The organism is Flavobacterium sp. GT3P67, assembly GCF_004349155.1.
Taxonomy (GTDB): Bacteria; Bacteroidota; Bacteroidia; order Flavobacteriales; family Flavobacteriaceae; genus Flavobacterium; species Flavobacterium ranwuense.
Window position 1 is genome coordinate 122,721 of the sequence record NZ_SMLF01000005.1, and the last position, 22,789, is coordinate 145,509.

At 35.6% G+C, this 22,789-nt stretch carries 20 protein-coding genes; 1 reads left to right on the forward strand and 19 read right to left on the reverse strand.

The window, feature by feature from the left end; genetic code table 11:
- The first annotated feature begins 2 nt into the window (after nucleotides 1-2).
- A complete protein-coding gene (locus tag E0H99_RS09990) occupies nucleotides 3-1,082 on the forward strand; it encodes an FUSC family protein (RefSeq protein WP_131994658.1) in 1,080 nt (359 codons plus the stop codon).
- Between the two features lie 52 nt (nucleotides 1,083-1,134).
- Here the strand turns inward: E0H99_RS09990 and E0H99_RS09995 are convergent, their stop codons facing one another.
- From E0H99_RS09995 to ppsA, 19 genes are all read right to left on the reverse strand, one after another.
- Nucleotides 1,135-3,357: a glycosyltransferase gene (locus E0H99_RS09995; RefSeq protein WP_131994661.1), complete on the reverse strand. Its 2,223-nt coding sequence runs from the start codon at nucleotides 3,355-3,357 to the stop codon at nucleotides 1,135-1,137.
- Between the two features lie 10 nt (nucleotides 3,358-3,367).
- Nucleotides 3,368-4,411 carry a pesticidal protein Cry7Aa gene (locus E0H99_RS10000; RefSeq protein ID WP_131994664.1) on the reverse strand — a complete coding sequence of 348 codons (1,044 nt, stop codon included), beginning with the start codon at nucleotides 4,409-4,411 and terminating at the stop codon, nucleotides 3,368-3,370.
- A 20-nt stretch (nucleotides 4,412-4,431) separates the two neighbouring features.
- The gene (locus tag E0H99_RS10005; protein WP_131994667.1) at nucleotides 4,432-5,430 is read right to left on the reverse strand and encodes an MlaD family protein; all 999 of its coding nucleotides are present in this window, start codon (nucleotides 5,428-5,430) and stop codon (nucleotides 4,432-4,434) included.
- 8 nt (nucleotides 5,431-5,438) lie between these two features.
- Complete coding sequence (locus E0H99_RS10010; RefSeq protein WP_131994670.1) at nucleotides 5,439-6,191, reverse strand: ABC transporter ATP-binding protein; 753 nt, start codon at nucleotides 6,189-6,191, stop codon at nucleotides 5,439-5,441.
- Between the two features lie 6 nt (nucleotides 6,192-6,197).
- Complete coding sequence (locus E0H99_RS10015; protein WP_131994673.1) at nucleotides 6,198-6,980, reverse strand: MlaE family ABC transporter permease; 783 nt, start codon at nucleotides 6,978-6,980, stop codon at nucleotides 6,198-6,200.
- 299 nt (nucleotides 6,981-7,279) lie between these two features.
- The gene (locus E0H99_RS10020; protein WP_131994676.1) at nucleotides 7,280-9,862 is read right to left on the reverse strand and encodes a cation-translocating P-type ATPase; all 2,583 of its coding nucleotides are present in this window, start codon (nucleotides 9,860-9,862) and stop codon (nucleotides 7,280-7,282) included.
- A gap of 48 nt (nucleotides 9,863-9,910) precedes the next feature.
- The gene (locus E0H99_RS10025) at nucleotides 9,911-10,204 is read right to left on the reverse strand and encodes a chaperone modulator CbpM (protein ID WP_131994679.1); all 294 of its coding nucleotides are present in this window, start codon (nucleotides 10,202-10,204) and stop codon (nucleotides 9,911-9,913) included.
- Nucleotides 10,201-11,103 (reverse strand): DnaJ C-terminal domain-containing protein, encoded by a 903-nt coding sequence (locus E0H99_RS10030; protein WP_131994682.1) that lies wholly within the window; start codon nucleotides 11,101-11,103, stop codon nucleotides 10,201-10,203. Before E0H99_RS10030 ends, E0H99_RS10025 begins: the two co-directional genes overlap by 4 nt.
- Nucleotides 11,104-11,158: 55 nt before the next feature.
- Complete coding sequence (locus E0H99_RS10035; protein ID WP_131994685.1) at nucleotides 11,159-11,737, reverse strand: YceI family protein; 579 nt, start codon at nucleotides 11,735-11,737, stop codon at nucleotides 11,159-11,161.
- A gap of 258 nt (nucleotides 11,738-11,995) precedes the next feature.
- Nucleotides 11,996-13,057, reverse strand: a complete 1,062-nt coding sequence (locus tag E0H99_RS10040) for a reverse transcriptase domain-containing protein (protein ID WP_131994688.1) — start codon at nucleotides 13,055-13,057, stop codon at nucleotides 11,996-11,998.
- Between the two features lie 496 nt (nucleotides 13,058-13,553).
- Nucleotides 13,554-14,708, reverse strand: a complete 1,155-nt coding sequence (locus E0H99_RS10045) for a phospholipase D-like domain-containing protein (RefSeq protein ID WP_131994691.1) — start codon at nucleotides 14,706-14,708, stop codon at nucleotides 13,554-13,556.
- The gene (locus tag E0H99_RS10050) at nucleotides 14,695-15,798 is read right to left on the reverse strand and encodes a site-2 protease family protein (RefSeq protein ID WP_131994694.1); all 1,104 of its coding nucleotides are present in this window, start codon (nucleotides 15,796-15,798) and stop codon (nucleotides 14,695-14,697) included. Before E0H99_RS10050 ends, E0H99_RS10045 begins: the two co-directional genes overlap by 14 nt.
- A gap of 96 nt (nucleotides 15,799-15,894) precedes the next feature.
- Nucleotides 15,895-16,884 carry a 2-hydroxyacid dehydrogenase gene (locus tag E0H99_RS10055; protein ID WP_131994697.1) on the reverse strand — a complete coding sequence of 330 codons (990 nt, stop codon included), beginning with the start codon at nucleotides 16,882-16,884 and terminating at the stop codon, nucleotides 15,895-15,897.
- 181 nt (nucleotides 16,885-17,065) lie between these two features.
- Nucleotides 17,066-18,064, reverse strand: coding sequence for an alpha-ketoacid dehydrogenase subunit beta (locus tag E0H99_RS10060; RefSeq protein WP_240723473.1), 999 nt, complete (start codon nucleotides 18,062-18,064; stop codon nucleotides 17,066-17,068).
- Between the two features lie 12 nt (nucleotides 18,065-18,076).
- Nucleotides 18,077-18,382: a zinc ribbon domain-containing protein gene (locus tag E0H99_RS10065; protein ID WP_205728682.1), complete on the reverse strand. Its 306-nt coding sequence runs from the start codon at nucleotides 18,380-18,382 to the stop codon at nucleotides 18,077-18,079.
- Between the two features lie 27 nt (nucleotides 18,383-18,409).
- Nucleotides 18,410-19,357: a pyruvate dehydrogenase (acetyl-transferring) E1 component subunit alpha gene (gene pdhA, locus E0H99_RS10070; RefSeq protein ID WP_131994700.1), complete on the reverse strand. Its 948-nt coding sequence runs from the start codon at nucleotides 19,355-19,357 to the stop codon at nucleotides 18,410-18,412.
- A gap of 154 nt (nucleotides 19,358-19,511) precedes the next feature.
- Nucleotides 19,512-19,973: an OsmC family protein gene (locus E0H99_RS10075; RefSeq protein WP_240723474.1), complete on the reverse strand. Its 462-nt coding sequence runs from the start codon at nucleotides 19,971-19,973 to the stop codon at nucleotides 19,512-19,514.
- Nucleotides 19,974-20,005: 32 nt separating this feature from the next.
- Nucleotides 20,006-20,167 (reverse strand): hypothetical protein, encoded by a 162-nt coding sequence (locus E0H99_RS17305; RefSeq protein ID WP_205728683.1) that lies wholly within the window; start codon nucleotides 20,165-20,167, stop codon nucleotides 20,006-20,008.
- A 12-nt stretch (nucleotides 20,168-20,179) separates the two neighbouring features.
- Entirely contained in the window at nucleotides 20,180-22,600 is a 2,421-nt protein-coding gene (gene ppsA, locus E0H99_RS10085; RefSeq protein ID WP_131994706.1) for a phosphoenolpyruvate synthase, read from the reverse strand.
- Nucleotides 22,601-22,789: the final 189 nt, after the last annotated feature.

Genomic DNA, 22,789 nt, shown 5'->3' on the forward strand with positions numbered 1-22,789 from the left:
AGGTGAATGATAATTTAAAAATACTGTTTATTAGTGAAATTAAGGCACTGTTTGAATTAAAAAAAACAGAGCGACTTTGGCATATTCCTGTTTTAGCATCATTATGCGTTGGAATACCGTTGCTCATTGGTTATTATTTTGACCGGCTTGATTATGGAATATTATCTTGTATTGCAGGACTTGTTATTTTGTATATGCCTTTAACTACTGTAGCTCGCCGAATGATTACACTATTGGCTTGTTCGTTTGGTTTTATGATTTCCTTCTTTATAGGGGTTTGTTTTAGTTTTAACCCCATAGTCTCCTCTGTGGTTTTGGGTTTCTTTGCCATCAGTGTGCATTGGGTCGTTAATTACTTTAGAATGAAACCTCCTGGAAGTTTCTTTTTTATCATGATTGCTTCCCTAGCCAGTTGTATGCCATTTAATTTGGCGACTATTCCCATTCGTGTTGGATTAATTGGAATGGGAGCTATGCTAGCTTGTACACTTGCCTTATTTTATAGTTTATATAGCACTAAAAAATATCCGCCAAAAAAGGAGTTAATTGTTATTGAAAAAAATAATGACACGACTCTTTTTGAATCCGTTATTGTGGGATTTTTTATATTTTTATCACTGATTACAGGTCATTTACTTGAATTAGAAAATCCGTATTGGCTCCCTATATCGTGTGCAGCTGTAATGCAGGGCGCCAGTTTTAAACATGTATGGCAACGGAGTTTTCAACGTGTTTTGGGAACTTTTGTTGGTCTGGGACTTGCGTGGTTGTTGTTATTGTTCAAAATGACACCTTTAACTATTTGTATTTGTATAATAGTACTGCAATTTATAATCGAAATGCTCATAGTGAGACATTATGGCTTGGCAGTTATTTTTATTACGCCATTGACTTTGTTTTTAGCTGAAGCTGGCAGCGCGATGGTCGTTGATGCTACTACTTTAATTTCTGTCCGCTTTATGGATATTTTTCTGGGAAGTTGTATTGGCGCTATTGCAGGATGGTTTTTGCATGACGAAGAATTGCGTCATAAAGCCGAAAATCAAATTCGAAAAGCAAAAACTCGTATTTCACGAAAGTAAAATAATGGATTTTTTTTGATGATTAAATCGATTTCTCACTAAAATTCAAATATCAGTTATCAGAATATTTTTCCATTATTAATCTTGCTTTAAAATAGCATAAGGTAGATTCAGCTCCTTGATTGATATTGATATGTTTGTCCTCTAATCCATCATAAGATGATCCGTTTTCTGGATTGTACATAATTTGTTTCAAATGATTATTTCCTAAAAACCAAATGAAAGCCAGTTTAAGCTGATCTTTGTATTTTTTGTTTCGGGTGACTTCATAAAATAAATCCAATGCAAGGATTGTAGTAGCCACTTCTATAGGTTGTTCCCCATAGAAAACCCTTTCATTTTCTTTCTTAAACCAACCTCTGTTTGAGATTACTTTTAGTTGTCCTTTCATAAAATAATGAGAAAGAAGAAAATCAAATGTGATTGCCGCAATTTTTTTGTACTTAGGATTTTTTGTAACTAAATAACTGTACATCATGGCTTCGGGCAAAACGTTATTTGCATAAGTCATGTAATCCTCGTACCAGCACCAATTTTCTGCTGAATTGATATTATAGTGGCGCAAAAGTTCATCGGCAAGCTTCTCAATATGGGACTTTATCTCTTCGTCTTTATAAATAGAATGATAGAAATACAGCCCTTTCAAAGCATAGGCTATTGCTCTTGGGGATTTAATATCGTCAATTCTTTTTATGGCTTTGTCCCAACATTTTACCGCCTGGCAAATCATTTCTAAAGGTAAGGAGTCCCTGTGGGAAATTACCGTTCCTAAACTCCATAGCGCTCTACCGTTGGCATCTTCAAGATTTACTTCTTCATTTTGTTTGGTTAATTGATGGTCAAAATCTTTGTAGTTATCAAACCAGCCGTTGTTTCGTTGAATGCCTTCTATAAAATTCAGATATGTATTTGCTAATTTTAAGGTATTGTTGTCTGGAAAAACTTTGTTATATAGGACCATATTAATCAGTGCTCTGGCATTATCATCTAATGTGTAACCCGACTCAGGATCGGGCTGGCTGAATTTTGAAAACTGAAGTATTCCAAAATCAGTAGTGAGTTTTTTGATATGGTCTAGTTTTATGGGAGGGAAATTGAATCTTAAATCTTCTTCTCGATTGGTTAATTGGTCAAAAAGTAATCGGTATTGAATGGCTATATTTTCCCAGTTAGTGGCGTGTGACAAAGAAAATGCATTCTTACCCATCGCTATTCGTTCCTCTTTATTTTCAATCAAGTATACTATTGCGTTTTTAAATTCTTCGGAGTTTTCGAAACTATTCAAAAGTATTCCGTTGCCATTTACTAATGCTTCAACAGCATGCGGTATTGGAGTAGAAATAACAGTACAACCACAACTCATGGCATAAGCAAAAGTACCGCTTACGGCTTGATTAGGATCTTTGGAAGAGAATAAATAGATGTCTGATAGAGTTAGATATTCCAGTAATTGAGACAACTGTAGGTATTCATTAATGAAGATAACATTATTTTCCAGATGAAGTTCTTGTACTAAATTGATAAGACTGTCGCGATATATTTCTCCCTCTTGACGAATTATTTCAGGATGTGTTTTCCCAATTACCAGAAAAATTACTTCGGGATTTTTTTTAACAATTTCAGGTAAAGCTTGTAATACGGTTTCGATACCTTTATTTTGACTGATTAAACCAAATGTGGACATCACTATTTTATCCGAGAAATCATAAGTGTTCTTTAGAGTATTTTTTTGTTCCCATAATACATTGTGATTGCCATGGGGAATTACAATTGTTTTGGTTTCCTCAACACCGTAATTAGTAGTCAAAATAGTCTGTGAGTTTTTGGTGAGTACAATGATTCGATCGGATAAATCAGCTATAGCATGAACTATTTTCTTTCTTTTTTCATCCGGATTCGGTAGCACGGTATGAAAAATAGTAACAATTGGTTTGTTTAGAGCTAGTATGAAAGAGAGAACATAATCGCCGTATTCGCCTCTAAAAAGACCAAATTCATGTTGAATACAAACCAATGCGATGTCGTTTCGTTCATTTATTTTTTCGGCAACCATCCGGTAATGTTTCAATGAATTAACAGGTAAAATATAGCTTACTTCATTATTATATTCAAAGTGTTGTTCACTATTCTGCAAAGCGCATACCTCAACCGGTAATGTATCTCCAAAAACAATTTTCACTGCATTTACAATATCATTTGAAAAAGTTGCTATACCGCATTCTCTTGGCGGATACGAACTTACAATTAACATTTTTATTCCTTTTTGGAGTTTCATGGCGCTTTTGCTAACATTGTTTTCTCAATTCAAGAAGCAATTCGTTGATGTCTAATTTTGCTACGGCAACATGCTTATCAGCTACACCATAATAGATGTAAAGATCATTCCCAAATAAAGCATGACCAGTTGGAAACACTATGTTTCTTAATTCGCCTTCTATTTCCCATTGCTTGGTAGGGGAAAATAGCGGATAAAGTAATCTGGCAAGTTCAATTTCGGGTTTGTCTAACTGCAGTAATGCTGCTTTGGCACGATATACTTTTCCTGTTGTAGTTTCCTGAACACCATGATAGATTATCAACCAGCCAAATTCAGTTTCTATAGGTGGTCCACCAGCACCAATGTAGTTTACTTCATAGATGTCTTTTGGGTCAAGTACGATATGGTTGACAAGATTTTTAAGATAATCTTCCCAAAAGGATTCGGTTAAATCTTTCCAGTCATTAAATTGTACGATCTGAATTCCAGGCCAAATGCGGTGCAATAAAACAAATTTCCCGTTTATTTTTCTTGGAAATAAAACCACATCTTTATCTCTGAGCAATCTAAGTTCATCTCCCACTAATCCTATTTTTGCAAAAAGTTTATAATATTGATGGTATTTTGGATTTAGTTTATTTTTATTGTTGTCACAAAAAGTCACAAAATTTTCATATTCTTGGTAATTTATACGTGGAGTTATGATTCCATGTTTTTCAAAATGAATCAAATCCTTTGAGGTAGCTAGTGCTCCCATTGCATTGACACCGTCATAAGCGGTATAGGTGATATAATAGGTATCCTCAATTTTTACAATTCTCGCATCTTCTACACCATGTTTTTCGTAATCGAAATCACGTGTTATCAATGGCTTTTCATGCCGTTCCATTATTTTAAGAGGACCATCCATTTTTGCATAACCTATGGTTGAGAAATTTCCATGTTTTACTGCCCGGTATAAAACATGAATGGTATTTCCATCCTGATAAATACCGGGATTGAACACACCATTATTTTCAAATTCGTTGTCAGTAGGACTTAGAATTATTCCTAATTTCTCTATAGTAACCATGATCTCATATTTTTTGCTGTTCAATACTTTTTATCCGGTTCTTCTTTTTTTTGTTCTTTATTTCTTGCTTTTTCCTGTTTTTTAAAATAACCCCGAAATAAAAAATTGTGTTTCAATGCTTCCATATTTTCATTCAAACGTGAACTCGCTTCGTTAATATTTGTCATCGTAGAGTCTATTTTTCGAACTAATTTCGGATTATTTGATAAGTAGTTTATAGCTCCTTTTCCATCTTTAATATTTGCAATTGTCGAATTGAGATTGGTTACTACTTTATTTATTTCAGTACTGGATTTATCTAAATTGCGAACTACCGCTTTCATATCATTGGCTACAGCCGTATCTTTCAAAAAACCTATCACATTATCTTTATTTTCTAATGAAGAAATGAGTCGGTTTAATTTTTTCACGGACTCCGAAGTTCCTTGTCCGGTAATTTTTAAATATCGCATGGTTTCTTTTAGGTTATTGGCTAAAGTGGAATCTTTAATCAATAAACCCACCGTTCCTTTGCCTTCATTTATTTCCTGTGTAATTTTAAGTAAATCAGCAGTAAGAAGTGCCGCGTTTTTATTGGTCACACCAAGGGTATTCAGCAAATCATCCGTACGAATACGGTTTAAGGATTGAATCTCATCCCCAGGACTCACAGCAGCTTCCATCCCCTTTCCGGGAATAATATTTATAATCATATTACCTACCAAACCATCTGAACCTATAGTGGCAATAGCGTTTTTTTTAATGTGAGGAAAAATGGTTTTTTCAATCAGCATATCGACTTTTATAGTAGAATCATTGATCATTTCTATTCCGCGTACAGTGCCTACATTTATCCCTGAATACCGTACGTTATTACCTAGTTGTAATCCACTTACGTTATTGAAGACCGCTTTCAGATGATTGGTTTTTCCAAACATTTTTTGCTTATCGCCAATGAAATATACTGCCAGTACAAATAGCATTAATCCGATGATTACAAAAAGTCCAAGGCGCAGTTTTTGTGATGTCGTTTTCTCCATATCTATTCTTATTTAAAAAAAGCTTGTACTTTAGGATCTGTTGAAATTGATAGTTCCTCAAAAGTTCCTTCGATATAATTGATACCGTCTACCAATAAAATCATTCGGTTCGAAATCATTCTGGCGCAATCCACATCATGTGTAATGATAATTGCCGAAGTGTTGTATTTTTTCTGGATAGACATCATTAACAGTAAAATTTCCTTTGCAGTAATGGGGTCTAAACCAGTAGTTGGTTCATCATAAAGAATGATTTTTGGTTGTAGAATTAAAGTTCTGGCCAAAGCAATCCTTCGTTTCATTCCTCCCGAAAGCTCTTCGGGCATTAAATTTATAGTATGTGCCAGACCTACATTTTCCAATGCTTCCATAACCAGTGGAGTGGTGTCTTTTATTTTGCCGAATTTTTTTTTGTGGCGACGTAAAGGGAATTCCAAATTTTCTCTGACGGTCATCGAGTCATAGAGTGCGCTTCCCTGAAAAAGAAAGCCTACTTCCGTACGAAGATCATCTAATGCTGAATGGTCGAGTTCACTAATATCTTCTCCCATTATTACAACAGTTCCACTGTCATGTTCTTCTAAACCAATAAGACACTTTATCATAACTGATTTTCCAGAACCTGATTTTCCCATGATAACCAGATTTTCTCCTTCATTCAAAACCATATTAAAACCATCCAAAACATGATTGTCACCATAGCTTTTTCTCAAGTCTTTAATCTCTATAATTGGGTTTGGATTTGGTATAGATGTCTTCATAATCAGTTATAAATCATAAAAAATATCAGTAATAAAAACAGCAATAAAGTCAATAATAAATAATAGCATCGAGGTAAAAACCACTGCTGAGTTAGCCGCTAAACCAACACCTGCAGTTCCCTTTTTACAATAATATCCTTTAAAACAACCCACTAAACCGATGGCAAAACCAAAAAAGAAAGTTTTAATGGTTGCCGGGATTAAATCTCCAAATTCCAAGGCGTCAAAAACTTGATTGTAATACAATAAAAAAGAAACATTCCCTTTTATATTTTCTACTAAAAAAGAACCAAAAATGGCAATAGCATCTCCAAAAAATACCAGAATAGGGAGCATGAAAGTAGTTGCTAATATGCGGGTTACCACTAAATACTTGAAAGGATTTGTACCGGAAACTTCCATAGCATCTATTTGTTCTGTAACTCTCATAGAACCCAGTTCAGCGCCAATTCCAGAACCAATCCGTCCTGCGCAAATTAGAGCCGTGATAATAGGCCCAATTTCTCTAATAAGTGAAATACTGACCATTGACGGCATCCAGGAAACGGCGCCAAATTCCTGTAGCGTGGGGCGAGATTGTAAGGTGAAGACTAAACCAATGATAAATCCTGTTACAGCAACAAGCAGCAAAGAACGATTTCCCATATAAAAACATTGTCTAAGGAATTCTTTGAACTCCGTAGGATGCCTAAAAACTTCTTTAAAAAAACGACCTGCAAAATAAGAGAGTTCGCCAATTTCAAGTAAAAAAGTTTTAAACAATTCGATTATTTTAAAAATACTATTCATTAGTAAATGAATTAATTTTTAATAGAAAAAAAGCTACTCAAATATACGATTATTTGTCTGATTATCAGCATTTAAATATGTTGTTCGGCTATTTTTTTGAGGGTTTTGTCGAAAAAAATATAAAAAATAATAAGGATGTTTTTTAAATTGTAATTTCTATTTTGATTTTTAAGCGTGGAATTAAAAAAGGGAATTTTGATAAAAATGAAAAGAAAATTCAAAAAGGGAACACAAATTATTTTCAAAAAAAATCACACAAATCCTTATGAAATAGAGAGTGTTTAAAAAGTAATTGAAGTCTATTTGTTCCTGTTTTTAATCCATTTTTCGGCTTCACCAGACCAAAATACAATACTTGATACCGCCAATGTTAGCCCCAATTCATATAAAGATAAGGGTTGAGTTTTAAAAATTTCGTTAAAGAAAGGCATATAAATAACCATAAATTGAAGGACAATAGTTATCAATAAGGCGACAAGCATAGGTTTGTTAGAAAAAAAGCCTATTTTAAAAATGGATTCCCGACTGGACCGAATGACCATTACGTGTCCCAACTGACTAAAACAAAGTACCGTAAAAGCCATCGTTTGCCAATGTGTATTGGCATTATGTATTGCATAAGCCTGCATCCCAATAGTAACGATACCCATTAAAAATCCGACCCATAAAATGTGTAAAGCCATTCCATTTGAAAAAATATTTTTCTTCGGATTTCTGGGTGGTCGTTTCATAATATTTGTTTCAGATGGCTCTGAGGCTAGTGCTAATCCTGGTAAACCATCCGTTACCAGATTAATCCAGAGAATGTGTATGGCTAATAGCGGAATAGGTAAACCAAAGAACGGAGCTAAAAAAATTGCCCATATTTCTCCAGAGTTTCCTGTCATTATGTATTTAATAAATTTTAGGATGTTATCAAATATTTTTCTACCATGTTTAACAGCAATAATAATGGTGGCAAAGTTATCATCTAATAAAATCATGTGCGAGGCTTCTTTGGATACTTCGGTTCCGTTGATTCCCATGGCAATACCTATGTCAGCATTTTTTAGAGCCGGAGCATCATTCACACCATCGCCAGTCATTGCCACAAAATGATTTTTGGATTGTAATGCAGTAATGATTCTTAGTTTCTGTTCCGGATTTACACGTGCATACACTTTTACTTTTTCGACAATTTTTATAAACTCACTTTGTGTTAATACAGTCAGTTCTGACCCTGTTAAAACAAGGTCGTCATCCGTGACAATAATACCCAGTTTTTCGGCAATTGCCTTGGCAGTTAGTTTGTGGTCACCAGTAATCATAACAGGAGTAATACCGGCTTCTATGCATTCAGAAACCGCCTGTTTTGCCTCCTCACGAGGTGGATCAATCATCCCTACAAACCCAATAAGGGTTAATTCGGTTTCTATTTCATCGGTGTCCAGATTTTCGGGTAAGGAAGGAAGCGTTTTCATGGCGTAACCTAAAACCCGATATCCTTTTTCAGCCATTTCGTTGACTTTACGTTCAAATTCAGGAATAAGCGATTTTTGATTCTCATTCAGTTTGTGAAACAATACATCAACAGCCCCTTTTGTAATTACCATAATTTCACCATTAGAATTTTGGGTTTGGTGAATTGTAGTCATGCACTTTCTTTTAGAATCGAAAGGCAATTCTGCAATTCGGGGAAATGTTACTTCTAAATCAGTCCGGTTTAAGTTTTTATCGGATGCATATTGTACCAAGGCGACTTCAGTTGAATCTCCCAGCCATTTTTCATTTTCCTCTTTTGTAACATCATTATTTAAAGCGATAGCGTGCAGCAATATGTTTTTTTCTCTAAAAATAGTCTCATACTTTGTATCCGAAGTTTCAAAAAATTCCTGCACCGTCATTTTATTCAGCGTAAGAGTTCCAGTTTTATCAGAACAGATGAAAGTCACGGAACCCAAAGTCTCCACAGCCGGTAATTTTCGGATGAGGGCATTATTTTTAGCTAATTTTTTGGCGCCAAAAGCAAGTGCAATGGTTACTAATGCAGGTAAAGCCTCAGGAATGGCGGCAACAGCAAGTGAAATAGACGTAATCAGCATTGTCAAAACTGTTTCTCCTCGCAACCATCCAATAAAAAAAATGATAGCACAGATAATAAGTATAACTACCGATAACCGTTTGCCAAAAGCAGCTAATCTTTTTTGTAAGGGCGTTGTGGTTTCATCGGTTTGGATCATTTTTGCGATGTGTCCAAGTTCAGTATGCATTCCTGTTGCTACCACATAAGCCAGCGCTCGTCCATTGGTAACATAAGTTCCTTTGTATCCCATATTGGTTTGGTCGCCAAGCGCATAATTTCCTTCAGGAAGTTCCTCTGGATTTTTCTCTACATTATTCGATTCACCCGTAAGCGCTGATTCATCTACTTTTATTTGATGGGTTTCAAAAAAGCGGATATCGGCAGGAATAACATTTCCCGCTTCGAGTACCACTACATCTCCAGGGACGAGATTGGAAGCAGGAATATCCATTGCTGTTCCTTCACGTAAAATACGGGCATAGTTTGCCACCATATTTTTTAATGCTTCCATCGCTTTTTCAGCCCGATACTCTTGGATAAAACCAACAACGGCATTAATAATAATGATAGCAAGAATAATAATCGTATCGGTAACATCACCTAATATACCGGAGATAATTGCTGCTGCAATAAGGATGAGAATCATGAAATCAGAGAGCTGACATAGAAGCATCTGTAGTATTGTCTTCTTTTTTTTATCTTCAATTTGATTTTTCCCATGTTCGCGCAAGCGTTCTGACGCCGTTACATCATCAATTCCGGATGGAGTAGTATTTAGCAATTGAGCTATTTCCGAAAGAGGGATTAAGTGCCAGTTCATATTTTTTACTTTTTATAGGTAGTAAAAGAATATTGGGATTATCAAATCTCAACTTTCGTATAAGCGCAATCTATTCTTAGTGGAAATCAGCTCATTTTGCAAATCTTCTATTTTTTGGAGCAAATTAAACACCACATCAATTCCTTCCGTATTTACCTGTAATTCTTGATGGATGCGTATCATTTTCTCTATTTCAAAGATTGCATCCGGATGGATATATTGCATTGCTTCGATAGTTTTTATTTCGAGTAAACCCATTTCACTGAGGTTGTTAAAAAAAGAGAATTCCACTTTGTAATGGGTACATAATGCAGGTATAGCGATGAGGTTTTCGATGTTCATGACGTTCTTAACTTAGCGAGTTCCGTAAATAATTCTTTTTCTTTTTCGGAAAGATTTGTGGGTATTTGTATGTGATAGGTAATGTAGAAATCACCAAATTCCCCTTCCTTTTTATACACTGGAAATCCTTTTCCTTTCAGTTTTACTTTTGTTCCATTTTGGGTTCCGGGCTTTACGGTTAGTTTTACTTTTCCGTCAAAAGTATCTGCGGTGATATCGCCACCCAATAGCGCGGTAAATAAATCTAAGATAACAGTGGAATAGAGGTTGTGTTTGTCTAACTTGAAGTTAGTATGGTTTTCAATAGTGAAAGTGATGTACAAATCTCCTTTCGGGCCACCGCCAGCGCCTTCACCACCAAGTCCGCTGATTTTTATTTGCTGACCATTTTCTACTCCGGCAGGAATGGTAATACGAATGTTTTTACCGTTAATAGTCAAGGTGCGTTTGTGTGTTGTGTATACGTCTTTTAGGTCCAGATGCAGCTCGGCATTAAAATCCTGCCCTTTAAACGGTGCCCTACGACGACCTCCGCCTGCTGATGAGCTACCACCGAACATAGATTCAAAAAAATCTGAAAAATCTCCACCGCCGCCACTGAACCCACCAAAACCATCTTGTTGACCACCTCTATGATACTGCTGTTGTTGTTTAGATTTCTCAAATTCCTCTGCATGTTGCCAGTTCTCACCGTAGTCATCATATTTTTTACGATTCTCGGCATGGCTCAATACTTCATTGGCCTCATTGATTTCTTTGAATTTTCTTTCGGCTTCCTTATTGTTGGGGTTTAAGTCAGGATGGTATTTTCTGGCCAGTTTGCGATACGCCTTTTTAATCTCGGTTTCAGTTGCCTTTTTATCCACTTCAAGAATCTTGTAATAGTCTATAAATGCCATCTGGATTGTTTTTTATATAAATTTTGGTCTGTATTAATACTTTAACCCAAGCTATTTATTGTTTAATGAACTCACAATCTGCTTTAATTTTGACTTCATCACTAATCATTGGTGCAGGAAATTTTGTTCCTATATTAAAATCAGAACGCTTTAAAATTCCGCTAAATTGAAAACCGGCTGAGATTGTTTTAGATTGTGGGTTTTCTGCAGATCCTCGATACCACATATTAAGGGTTATCGGCTTTGTTATTCCGTGCAGTGTGAGCGTCCCCATAAGTTTGTATTTGCCTTTTTCTTTCCCTATTTTTTTTATGGAGATACTTTTAAAAGTCATTTTAGGGTATTTTTCCACGTCAAAGAAATCGGCACTTCTTAAATGATTATCCCGCATTTCCACTTCGGTATCGATAGAGGCCAGATCAGTTGAGAGTTCAAATGTGGCATTACTAAAATCAGCTTTGCTAGTTGTAGCGGTTGCCTCAAATGTTTTGAACAATCCAGAAATATCGGAGATACCCATATGCCCAGTGCTAAAAGCTAATTTTGAATGCATTGGATCTACTTTCCAAGTTGTTTGTGCCAATAGAAAAGTAGAGAAAAATAGTGTTGCGATTATTGTTGTTATTTTTTTCATGAGGTATTACTTTTTTTAATTATTTGGTATATTATAAATACGTTCAAAGGTCGTAGTCTCGCTTTTATCAATATCAATATGTATAAAAGAGATCGCACAAATGATTGTGATTTTTAGACATTTTTATCTATCAAATTTAATTAATTTTCAGGTATTAAAATAGTAATAAATAGCTTTATTTCAGTTAGTTATAAAAGTAATAAAAACTCTGAAAAGAGTTTTTATAGAGGTTTTTTTTTCAGGAATGTTTTTCGATTATTATATTGGTAATAATTCGTCCTCCATAGCTTTTAAATCCTGTTTCTTTTTTAGGTCTTTCAATATAGATTTGTACTCTAAAAATTCGATGTCTTTTGGATTTATTTGCAACACAAAATTGATTTTCCCCAACAAATGTTCGAGATAATTTTTCTGGTTGATTTCTTTGTATTCGCGGTGTTCCTCGAAACCAAATTTCTTGATATAATACATGACCTGTCTCAAATCATTGCGTTTGTGGAATACCACCTGCGGTTTTTCATTGACCACAATCCCTGTGACGGTTTGACGGGTATTGGACGTCATGAGTTTAGTCTTGTTTTTATTGATGCGAAGATTTAATTTTTCAACAATTTCAATTACTTTATGAAGTAGCTTGTTTTCGTCAAAATCACCGGAAAAGCTCATGTCGTCAGCATAACGGGTGTATCTTATTTTATGCAGTTTGCAGTAGGCGGCAATCTGGGCATCGGCATCTTTTAAAATCAAATTCGAAAGATATGGACTCGTGGGTGCGCCTTGTGGCAAAGTTTTGTCTCGGGTGCACAATTTTGAAAGCAGTCTCGATACCATTTTTGAATAGCCCAATTGATGAAACTCTTTTTCAACTAATTTAATAGTAATAGATTGGAAAAAATTTTCTAAGTCCAACGTAAATACTTTAGGTTGATTTTTATGGAATTTCAGGTTTTCAATAAGGCTTACATTGGTTTTGTATGCTTTCGCAAAAGGGCTGATGGGAACTTTATTGAGAATATTTCTCAAAATCCAGATCTGAATTTCTTTCAAACTGGGGAGAGGCTCAGAAATAAGTCGTTTTGTGCCATTTTTTTTTGCAATCTCAAAATCACGATAAAAATAGCGGGGATAAACAGCCGCTTTTTTTAAGTATTCTTTTTTGTATCCCACCAAAAGCGATAAATGGGTTGGATTGTAAATAATCGGTACGTCATGTGAAAATAAAACTTCGGCATAATCCAGACAACGTTGAATATTAGGAAGGGAATAGCCTATTTTATGGGATTTGTCTGTAAATGTTTCTTTGTATTGTGCAAAATCCATAGCGTTTAAATCGTTAATGGAGTAGGGACTATTTTGTCCCTAACCCCGATTAAGAATACCGGTTTAAAAGTTTGGAGCTCTGCGGAGAATCTTTTAAACCTGGTGCTTGAAAGAACATTCAATTACAGAGCAGTGACTCACGGCTCCGATGTTAACCTGGGCTAACAAATTTCTTTGAGAAATGAACTAGAAAAATAATTCATCCTGACTGGGAATAAACACTATTTTACTGCTTAATTTGGGAGTTTTACTCTCCAAATCTTTTTGAATCCAATCCTCTTTTTTTTTAGTTTTTATTCGGTGTGGTTCCATTGCTTGTAAATTTATAAAGTACTTGCTTATAGTGTTTTAAATGATTAAAAAATACATATAAAGTTAATTAAAAATATTTTATTAACAGTACTAATAGTGATAATTTTTTCAATAATAATTTGTTTTTTGGAACAGAATACTTTTCATTTTTTGGAACAAAAGCTGTAATTACTATTTTATAAAATCAATTATTGAATCGTTTATAGGGAGTGTAGGTGACAATTATTTCTATTATTCGGGTCATACAATACGAAAGAAAGTTGATGGTTTTCGTCAATAGATTGTCCTTTGTTTTTAGCGAGTTAAGCGTTATGTTTTGGCATTGAGCAATAATTCCGAGGAGGTGCGTTTGAAACATTTTAGAAAACAAAGCAGAATTTATTTCAACATTCATTTCAAGGCTTCCGTACGAACTTAAATTATTCAGATTAAAAGAACCTATTGTAGCCCAATTGCCATCTATTACGGCTACTTTTCCATGTAAAATGGATTGGTCCCATTCGTACAATTCAATATTATATTTAAGTAGCTTGCCATAGAGGAAACAAGTGGCGCGCCTTGTCAACGGTAGATCTGATTTTCCGGAAAGAACTAATTTAATTTTCACCTTATTTTTGGATGCTTTTTTCAAGGCTCGAATGATTCGAATCCCAGGAAGAAAATAACTTCCCACAATAATTATTTCTGTTTTCGCATTTCGAATGGATTTTATATAGGCATCACAAATTTCATTTTTCCCCTTTAACCAGTCATTCTGAAGTATGCGAACCATGGCATCTTCCTGGACAGGAAATGAAGATTTAATTTTTTTGTTTCGCAGATGTCTTTTTTTAAAATAAATATCGGCACACAATTTTCGAAGAGGTTCGGCTATTTCACCGTTTAATTGAACAGCATAGTCAAGCCAAGGCGCTTCGGTAGAGCAACCACAGTATTTATCGGCAATATTTATACCGCCAATTAGCACAAATTTTGCGTCAGCAACAACAACTTTTCGATGTAATCTTCTGCCAATATAAAAGGTATAGGTTGAAAATAAAGGTGCAAAAAAACGAATGTTTATGCCACTTTGCCTCATTTTTTTTATTGTTTCAGAAGGGAATGATAAAGATCCCAACCCATCCAAAAGGATATAAATCTGAACTTTTCGCGAAGCAGCTTCTATTAATGCCTCTATAATTCTATTTCCAGTTGCATCGTTTTCAAAAAGATACATTTGCATGTGGATTTCAAATTGTGAATTACGAATAATAGCTTCTAATCGAGAAAAATAATCTTCGCCACTATAAACAAGCTCTAGATTTTTTGGAGGCATAAGACTATTTTTACTTTCTATCATGGGCTTTATTTATTTTTACTTCGTTAATTAAAAGGAGTTCCATAAGATTTTCAACATCCAAAACACCAACTACTTTATTATTCTCCATAACGAGCATTAATCTTGATTTATTGAGTTGGATCAGCTCAAAAACGTTTTCCAAAAGGGAATCACTATCGAGGTAAACCAAATTTCGATCCATGACATTATAAATAAATTCATCGTCTCCTTTTTTAGAAAGTGCCATAATAATTTGGTCTCGATTCAACGTTCCAACCGGAATACCATTTTCAGTGATCAAAAAATTCTTGTTTTGACTGTCTAATACCAATTCAACGGCGGTTTTTACGATATCATTTGCATCAATCGTTAGATACTGTTTCATTATAACAGTATGGACTTTGAAGCCTTTCAAGAGGAATTTAGACTCGGTATAATCCGCTTCTACCTGAGCTCCAATAATAACAAAAATACCTATAAAAATTAGAATAGGGGAAGTGAAAAATCCAAAAATGATAAATCCCATTGCCAATAGTTGTCCTATCCGTGCCGAAATTCTTGTGGCAACATGTCTTTGTAATTTAAACGATAATAAAGCACGTAAAATTCTGCCGCCATCCATAGGAAAAGCAGGAATTAAATTGAAAATTGCCAACCAGAAATTGACTAAAAAAAAATTGAGAAAGAAATTATTCGCGTTTACTCCATTAGATAACTCCGCCATTAAGTGCTGCGAAGTATCAGGAATGGTAATGAAAATTCCCGTGATAAAGGCCAATGTGATATTTACTAAAGGTCCCGCAAAAGCAACTATTAATTCTTCCAAAGGTTTTTCAGGTATTCGTTCCAGTCGAGCCAATCCGCCAATGGGCAAAAGGGTGATGTCTTTGGTTTTTATGTTATAATTTTTTGCTGCTAATGCATGACCCAGTTCGTGTAATAAAACAGTAATGAATATGCACAAGATAAACACAACAGACCATATTATTTGAGTGGCATTCTGACCTGATTTGTAGTTCATAAAAATGATAAACAGAATAAGCAAAGTGAATGTCCAGTGAATAAATATTCCGATACCAGCGACTTTTCCGAGTTTAAAGGATCCTTTCATCTTTTGAGTTTTTAATACTACTAACCGCAGTATGATTAAAAAAAAATAGACAAATAATAAAAAATCTATTCATTTATAAATGAATCCAAAACCCTATCAGTTCACTTCATTTCCGGAAATACCATTATAGGCCCAGGCATTCAAATTAGCAATCGTAGTATGTGCAATTCCCTCTAAAGCCTCGTTTGTCAAAAAACCTTGATGTCCGGTAATCATTACATTAGGATGGGAACGAAGTTTTAAAAACAAGTTGTCATTTATTGGAGAATCAGTATGATCTTGAAAAAATATAGGTTTCTCTTTTTCGTAAACATCTAAGCCGGTAGCGCCAATAGTTTTATTTTCTATAGCTTCTAATAAATCTTTGGTGTTTACTATTCCTCCACGCGCAGTATTAATAAAAATCACCCCCTTTTTCATTAGTGCAAAAGTACTTTTGTTAAACAGATGGTTTGTTGTCCCATTGAGCGGATAATGAACAGATATCACATCAGCAGTGGCGCATAAATCCTCAAGTGAAACATAAGTAATAGGAATTTTATCCATAAGTTCCTTGTTCTCCTCAATATCAAAGGCTAAAATTTTACAACCAAAACCATGCATAATTTTTGCAAAAGCAGCGCCTATTTTTCCAGTTCCTACGATGCCTATTGTTTTTCCATGCAAATCAAAACCCACTAAATGATCTAGGCGATAATCGCCAATTTGCATTAGTGTCTGACCTAAAACCAGTTTTCGGTTTAATGCCAATAACAAAGCTACGGCTAGTTCAGCAATGGCATAAGGCGAATAAGCAGGAACATTTGCCACTTTCATGGCTAATGATTTTGCTCTGGCCAAATCAACATGATCGTAACCTACGGAGCGCAGGGCAATATATTTGACGCCACAAGTATATAGTTTTTGCAATACAGTTTCTGAAGCATCGTCTGAAGTAAAAAGCGAAATCGCATCAAATCCTTTAGCAAGGTTTGCGGTACTTTCGTTCAAAGGCTGCTCCGTAAAAACTAATTCGTGATTACCGTGTGCTGCTTTTTCCAGGAAAGCTTTATCAAAACCAAATATACTATAGACTAATACTTTCATTTTTTGTTGTTTTTCATTTCTAAAAAAATACCTGTTAAGGTAGTGATTTTTTTGTAAACCTGTTTCAGGAATTTGAATTCTTATCTTTAATTTAATGGAACTAAACTCTTTTTAATCAGTGCGATTAAGAGAAAAATGAATATTTTAGTTTCGTCTTAAATCGGCAATTCTACTTAAAAAATTAGTTCCGATAGATCATTTTTTTTACTGCATTTATAATATCATTTTTTTGAGGGATGGCAGCTTCTTCCAAATGTGCAGGGTAGGGAATAGGGACTTCAATACCGCACAATCGTTGTACTGGAGCAGCCAAATCATAAAATCCGTTTTCCATAATCCGTGCGCTCACTTCCGAGGAAATACTTACGGAACGCCAAGCATCTTCTACTATCAATACCCGATGCGTTTTGGCTATTGAAGCCAAGAAAGTGAACTCATCCAATGGCCGTAAAACCCGTAAATCAATGACTTCAGCATCAATTCCAACGGTAGCTAATTCGGCAGCAGCCTCCAAGCTTTTATACACTCCTGTTCCGTAAGTGATTATCGAAATGTCCTTTCCCTCTTTTAATACTTTGGCTTTAGAGAGAGAAGCAATTGGTAAATCAGTCGCTATCTCTTTTTCGATATTAAGCATCATCGTATATTCAAACAGTAGCACAGGATCAGGACTTTGCAAGGCAGCATGTAGCATACTTCTCGCATCCTCATGTGTTCCCACTGACAAAACAATTAGTCCTGGAATGTGTGCATAAAAGGGTTCCCAACTATGCGAATGTTGTGCTCCCAACTGACGTCCAATACCGCTTCCCATTCGTATAATTATAGGAACATTCAATTGTCCACCTGACATGTGCTGTAAGGTAGCCGCATTGTTTACGATTTGATCGATAGCCAATAGACTGAAATTGACTGTCATTATTTCAATAATAGGTTTCATACCGGCCATTGCTGCTCCAATTCCGGCTCCCACAAAACCCGTTTCTAAAAGGGGGACATCCATAATGCGTTCTTCTCCAAATTCCTGTAATAATCCTTTGCTTACCGCAAAAGCTCCTCCATAACGACCCACATCTTCGCCCATCAAAAAGACGCGTTTGTCATTTTGCAATGCTTCGTGAAGACCTTGTTTCAAGGCCTCACGATAGGTTATAGATAGTGTAGCCATGCTGTTTTTCATGGGATGAATCAATTATTGTTGCTTGCTTTTCCAACGTTTTAATGCGGGTAAAATATTTACGGCTTTTTGAATCATATAACTGGGAAGTTTTCTTTTTTCCATATATGTTTTTACAACATTTTTCATGTCATCCAGGTTCATTTCCGGATTTTTAAAATCGCTGTTAACATAACAATACTTGCAATAGTCATTGCTTTTAATACCGTTATTTTCTGTACCTTTTAGTTTGTCCGCATTAAGTGGCATACCGCAACTTTGGCAAAAATGTATGTCTTCCATACTGTTTTCTTTTAAAGAGTTTAGTGTAAAGTTTTTCATAGTGTTTTTGATTTTAATATTTATAATTTAAATTTTGGTGTAAACAAATTTGGTCAATTGTTCTAATGGTTCCCGAGCTCCTTCTTCTGCAAAATCTAATGCCTTCTGGATTTTTGTTTTTATTTTACTTTCAAAAGCTGTAATTTCATTTTCTGTAATCCATTGCTGTTGCAAAAGAAACTGCTCGAATTGCGGAATCGGATCTCGTCTTTTCCATTCCTCGACTTCTTTTTTAGCACGGTATAATTCGGTATCAAACATGGAGTATGCCCTAAAACGATAGGTATTGCAAATCAATAGATAGGGTTTTCCACTGCTTCTTACTTTTTCGACAGCCGTATTGGCATCATGCATTACTTTTATTAAATTCATACCATCTACGGTAGAAGACACAATCCCTTTTTTTTCTAAATTTGTTACAGTATGCGAATACCGGACTGAGTTACCCATAGCATACAGATTGTTTTCACAAATAAATAAAATTGGAACTTTCCAAAGTGCTGCCAGATTCAGAGCTTCATGAAATTCACATTTGGAAACGTCATCTTCACTAAAGAAACAACAGGTAATATTATTTTTCTTTTGTTTTTTAGATGCCAATGCCATTCCAACGGCTATTGGAAGATTGCCACTCACTACAGCATTGCCTCCGTAAAATTTTTTTGAGGCATCAAAAAGGTGCATTGAGCTACCTCTACCTCGGCTACAGCCTTCCAGTTTACCATACATTTCTGCCATGATTATATCAGGATCAATACCGCGTGCCAAAGCATGGCCATGTTCCCGATAGGTACTAAATACATTGTCATCATCGGTTAATGCATGCATTACACCTACGGCTGTTGCTTCTTCACCAATATATAAATGCAGGAATCCCCTGATTTTGGCTTTAGTGTATAGCTCGGCTGCTTTCTCTTCAAACCGTCGAATGAGCAGCATTTGATACAAAAGTAAAAGGCCTTTTTTGGCATCCATAATTATCTTTTTTTGAATCAATTTTTGATTCGTTATTTTTAGTTTTGTTCTAATGTTGAGCGATATCCTTCCAGCAATTCGAGTTTTAAGGCTTTTAGTAATCGTTGCAAAATTTTACTGCTTCGGGTTTTGGGAATACATTTCGAATATTATTCTAGAAGGAATTGCCAAGCGGAACAAGATTATACTCAATAATTATTTCAGGCTCTAAACGAATGGATATTTTTATGGCATTTGTAATCAAACAGGCTTTTTCACTCATCTCCAAAATATGTTTAGCCCGCTCCGGTTTTTGGGAATAATGGATAACGAGTTTTGGTTGAAGAATGATTTCGGTTATGGTATGTTTTCCATTGATTTTATCAATATTACAAGTCGATTTACTCTCAAAGCTTATAAACTGTAGTCTTGAATTCTCGGCAATCGATAGAAAAGTAGTTAACAGACAACTGTTTACCGCTGCCACAAATAAATGCTCTGGCGACCAAATTTTTTCCATCCCTTTCGGAAACTCAGGAGGTGTCGCTACTTCAATATTTTGAGGTAAAACGGGGGAACTTAGCATCCCTTTCCTTTTGTCTGACCATTTTAGATTTACTTCGTAAGTATACATCATATACATTTTTAAGAGACATTTAAACTCAAAAATTATTGTGTGACAAATTCCCCATCAACTGCCATTACATGTCCGGCTACAGAAGCACAGTTTGCAATAGCTCCCTTTTTAGTGAAAGCCAAGACGGTTGATTTGCCAATTCCGGATGAACCACCCGTCACGATGGCTACTTTATTTTTGAATGGTACTTCCATAATTAAATCGCTTTACATGAGAATTTTTCTTTTTGTTTTCTTTTCCGCTTCCAAAATATTTTCAATTCCTTTTATCAATGCATCTGGATTAAACGAGATGCTATCAATGCCTTCGTTCACTAAAAATTTGGCAAATTGTGGAAGATCGCTAGGTGCTTGTCCGCATAATCCCACTTTTATTTCAAAACGTTTGGCGACCCGAATCGTTTCTTTAATTAAAGATTTAACGGCAGGATTTTCTTCGCTAAACAAATAACTGACCAGTGCGGAATCGCGATCCAAGCCTAATGTGAGTTGTGTTAAATCATTGGAACCAATAGAAAATCCGTCAAAGAGTTTTGCAAATTCATCGGCCATTAATACATTGCTTGGAATCTCAATCATGACATATACCTGTAATCCGTTGATGCCTTGAACTAATCCATTTTTGGACATTTCGGTAAGCACATTTTCACCTTCATCGACTGTTCTGCAAAAAGGAATCATCAGTTTTACATTCTCCAGTCCCATTTCATTCCGTACTTTTTTCATGGCTTCGCATTCTAAAGCGAAACCTTTTCGATAGAAATCACTGTAATAACGCGAAGCACCACGGAAACCAATCATTGGGTTTTCCTCATCGGGCTCGTAATATTTTCCTCCGATGAGGTTGGCATATTCGTTACTTTTAAAATCACTCATTCGAACAATAACCTCTTTTGGATAAAAAGCGGCGGCAACAATTGCTACAGCTTCGGCCAGTTTATCAATGAAATAATTTTTAAGATCTTCATAACCTTTCGTTAATGCGGCTATTTCGGCAACAATCTTCTCATCTGTTATTTTTTCAGGTTCGCACAACGCCAGCGGATGAATTTTAATAGTATTCGAAATGGCAAATTCCATTCGCATCAAACCAACGCCTTGATTGGGATAATGGCTTAATTCAAACGCTCTTTCGGGATCGGCGAGAATAAGCATGGGAGCTGTTTTTGGCATTTCAAGTTTGCTGAAATCCTGTTCTTTTATATCCCATTTTAATTGCCCGTCATATACATTTCCAGAAGTACCTTCGGCACAGGAAACGGTGATTTCCTGACCATTTTTTATTACGGAAGTGGCATTTCCGCAACCCACTATGGCAACAATTCCCAGTTCACGGGCTACAATTGCAGCATGGCTGGTGCGTCCGCCTTTATTGGTAATAATTGCCGAGGCTCTTTTCATGATAGGATCCCAATCGGGATTGGTCAAGTCAGTAACCAAAATTTCTCCTTCCAATAATTGATTTCCTTCTTGAGAATTGTTTAGAATTCGGGCTTTTCCGGAAGCAATTTTATCGCCGAGTGCAATTCCTTGGGTTAGCAGTTTTCCTTTTTCGGTGAGTTTATAAATTTCCCTGACTTGCTTATTTCTTTTCCCATGTACAGTTTCCGGACGTGCCTGAACAATGTAAAGTTGGTTATTCAAACCGTCTTTTGCCCATTCGATATCCATTGGTTTTTTATAATGTTTTTCAATTTTAGAACACCATTGGGACAGTTGGATGACTTCTTTAGTACTTAGCGAAAACTGGTTTTGTTTTTCGAAAGAAGTATCGGTGTTCATAATGGTATTTTCCGCGGATGAACTTTCTGATTTTTCAGCATAAATCATCGTGAATTCTTTTCTTCCGCACTGTTTTTTTAGAATGGGATTCAAATCTCGATTTTCTAAAGTTGGTTTAAAAACCATCCATTCATCAGGCGTCACCGTTCCCTGAACAATATTTTCTCCCAAACCCCAACAACCATTAATGATGATGGTGTTTTCGAAACCGCTGTCTGGATCAATGGTAAATGCCACGCCAGACGAAGCTTTATCGCTTCGTACCATTTGTTGTACACCAACGGAAATCGCAATATCTAATGCAGCAAAACCCATATCATGGCGGTATTTGATGGCTCGATCGGTAAACAAGGATACAAAACAGCGATGAACGGCATCCAATAATTGCACGGCACCGTTAATATTCAGAAACGATTGCATTTGACCTGCAAAACTCGCAGTTGGTAAATCCTCAGATGTAGCACTGCTTCGCACGGCCACATCAAGATTATTGCTGTTGCATTGTTCACTAAGCGATTGATAGGCAGCGTAAATTTCATTCCGAATTTCGTCCGGAATTGCAGCAGACAAAATAAGGTTTCTGGCTTTTTCTCCAATAGAAGAAAGATTAGAATAGTGTTTTGTATCTAATGAAAATAATAAATCCTTCAAGGGGTTCTCCAGATTATTCATTTTCCTGAAAAGGCGATATCCTTCAGCAGTAACTGCAAATCCATTAGGGATACTGATCCCTATTGGATTAAGCTGATTGTACATTTCACCTAGAGAGGCGTTTTTGCCACCAACTTTACCAATGGCATCAATACCAATTTGGTCAAAAAACAAAATATATTTGTACTTCCCCATTTCGTATGTTTTTGTAATAGAAACAGACCATTATTGGTATGCTGGATAAGAAACAATAGAAAATTACTGGGGCGGATTTTTTAGTTTATAGGATAGTAAATTTTGTAATTCAGAAGTAGGTTTGAAATTTACATATCAAGTTTAAAAGAAGAGGTAGTAGGTGTTCCAGCCTGTTTAAACCAATACTGT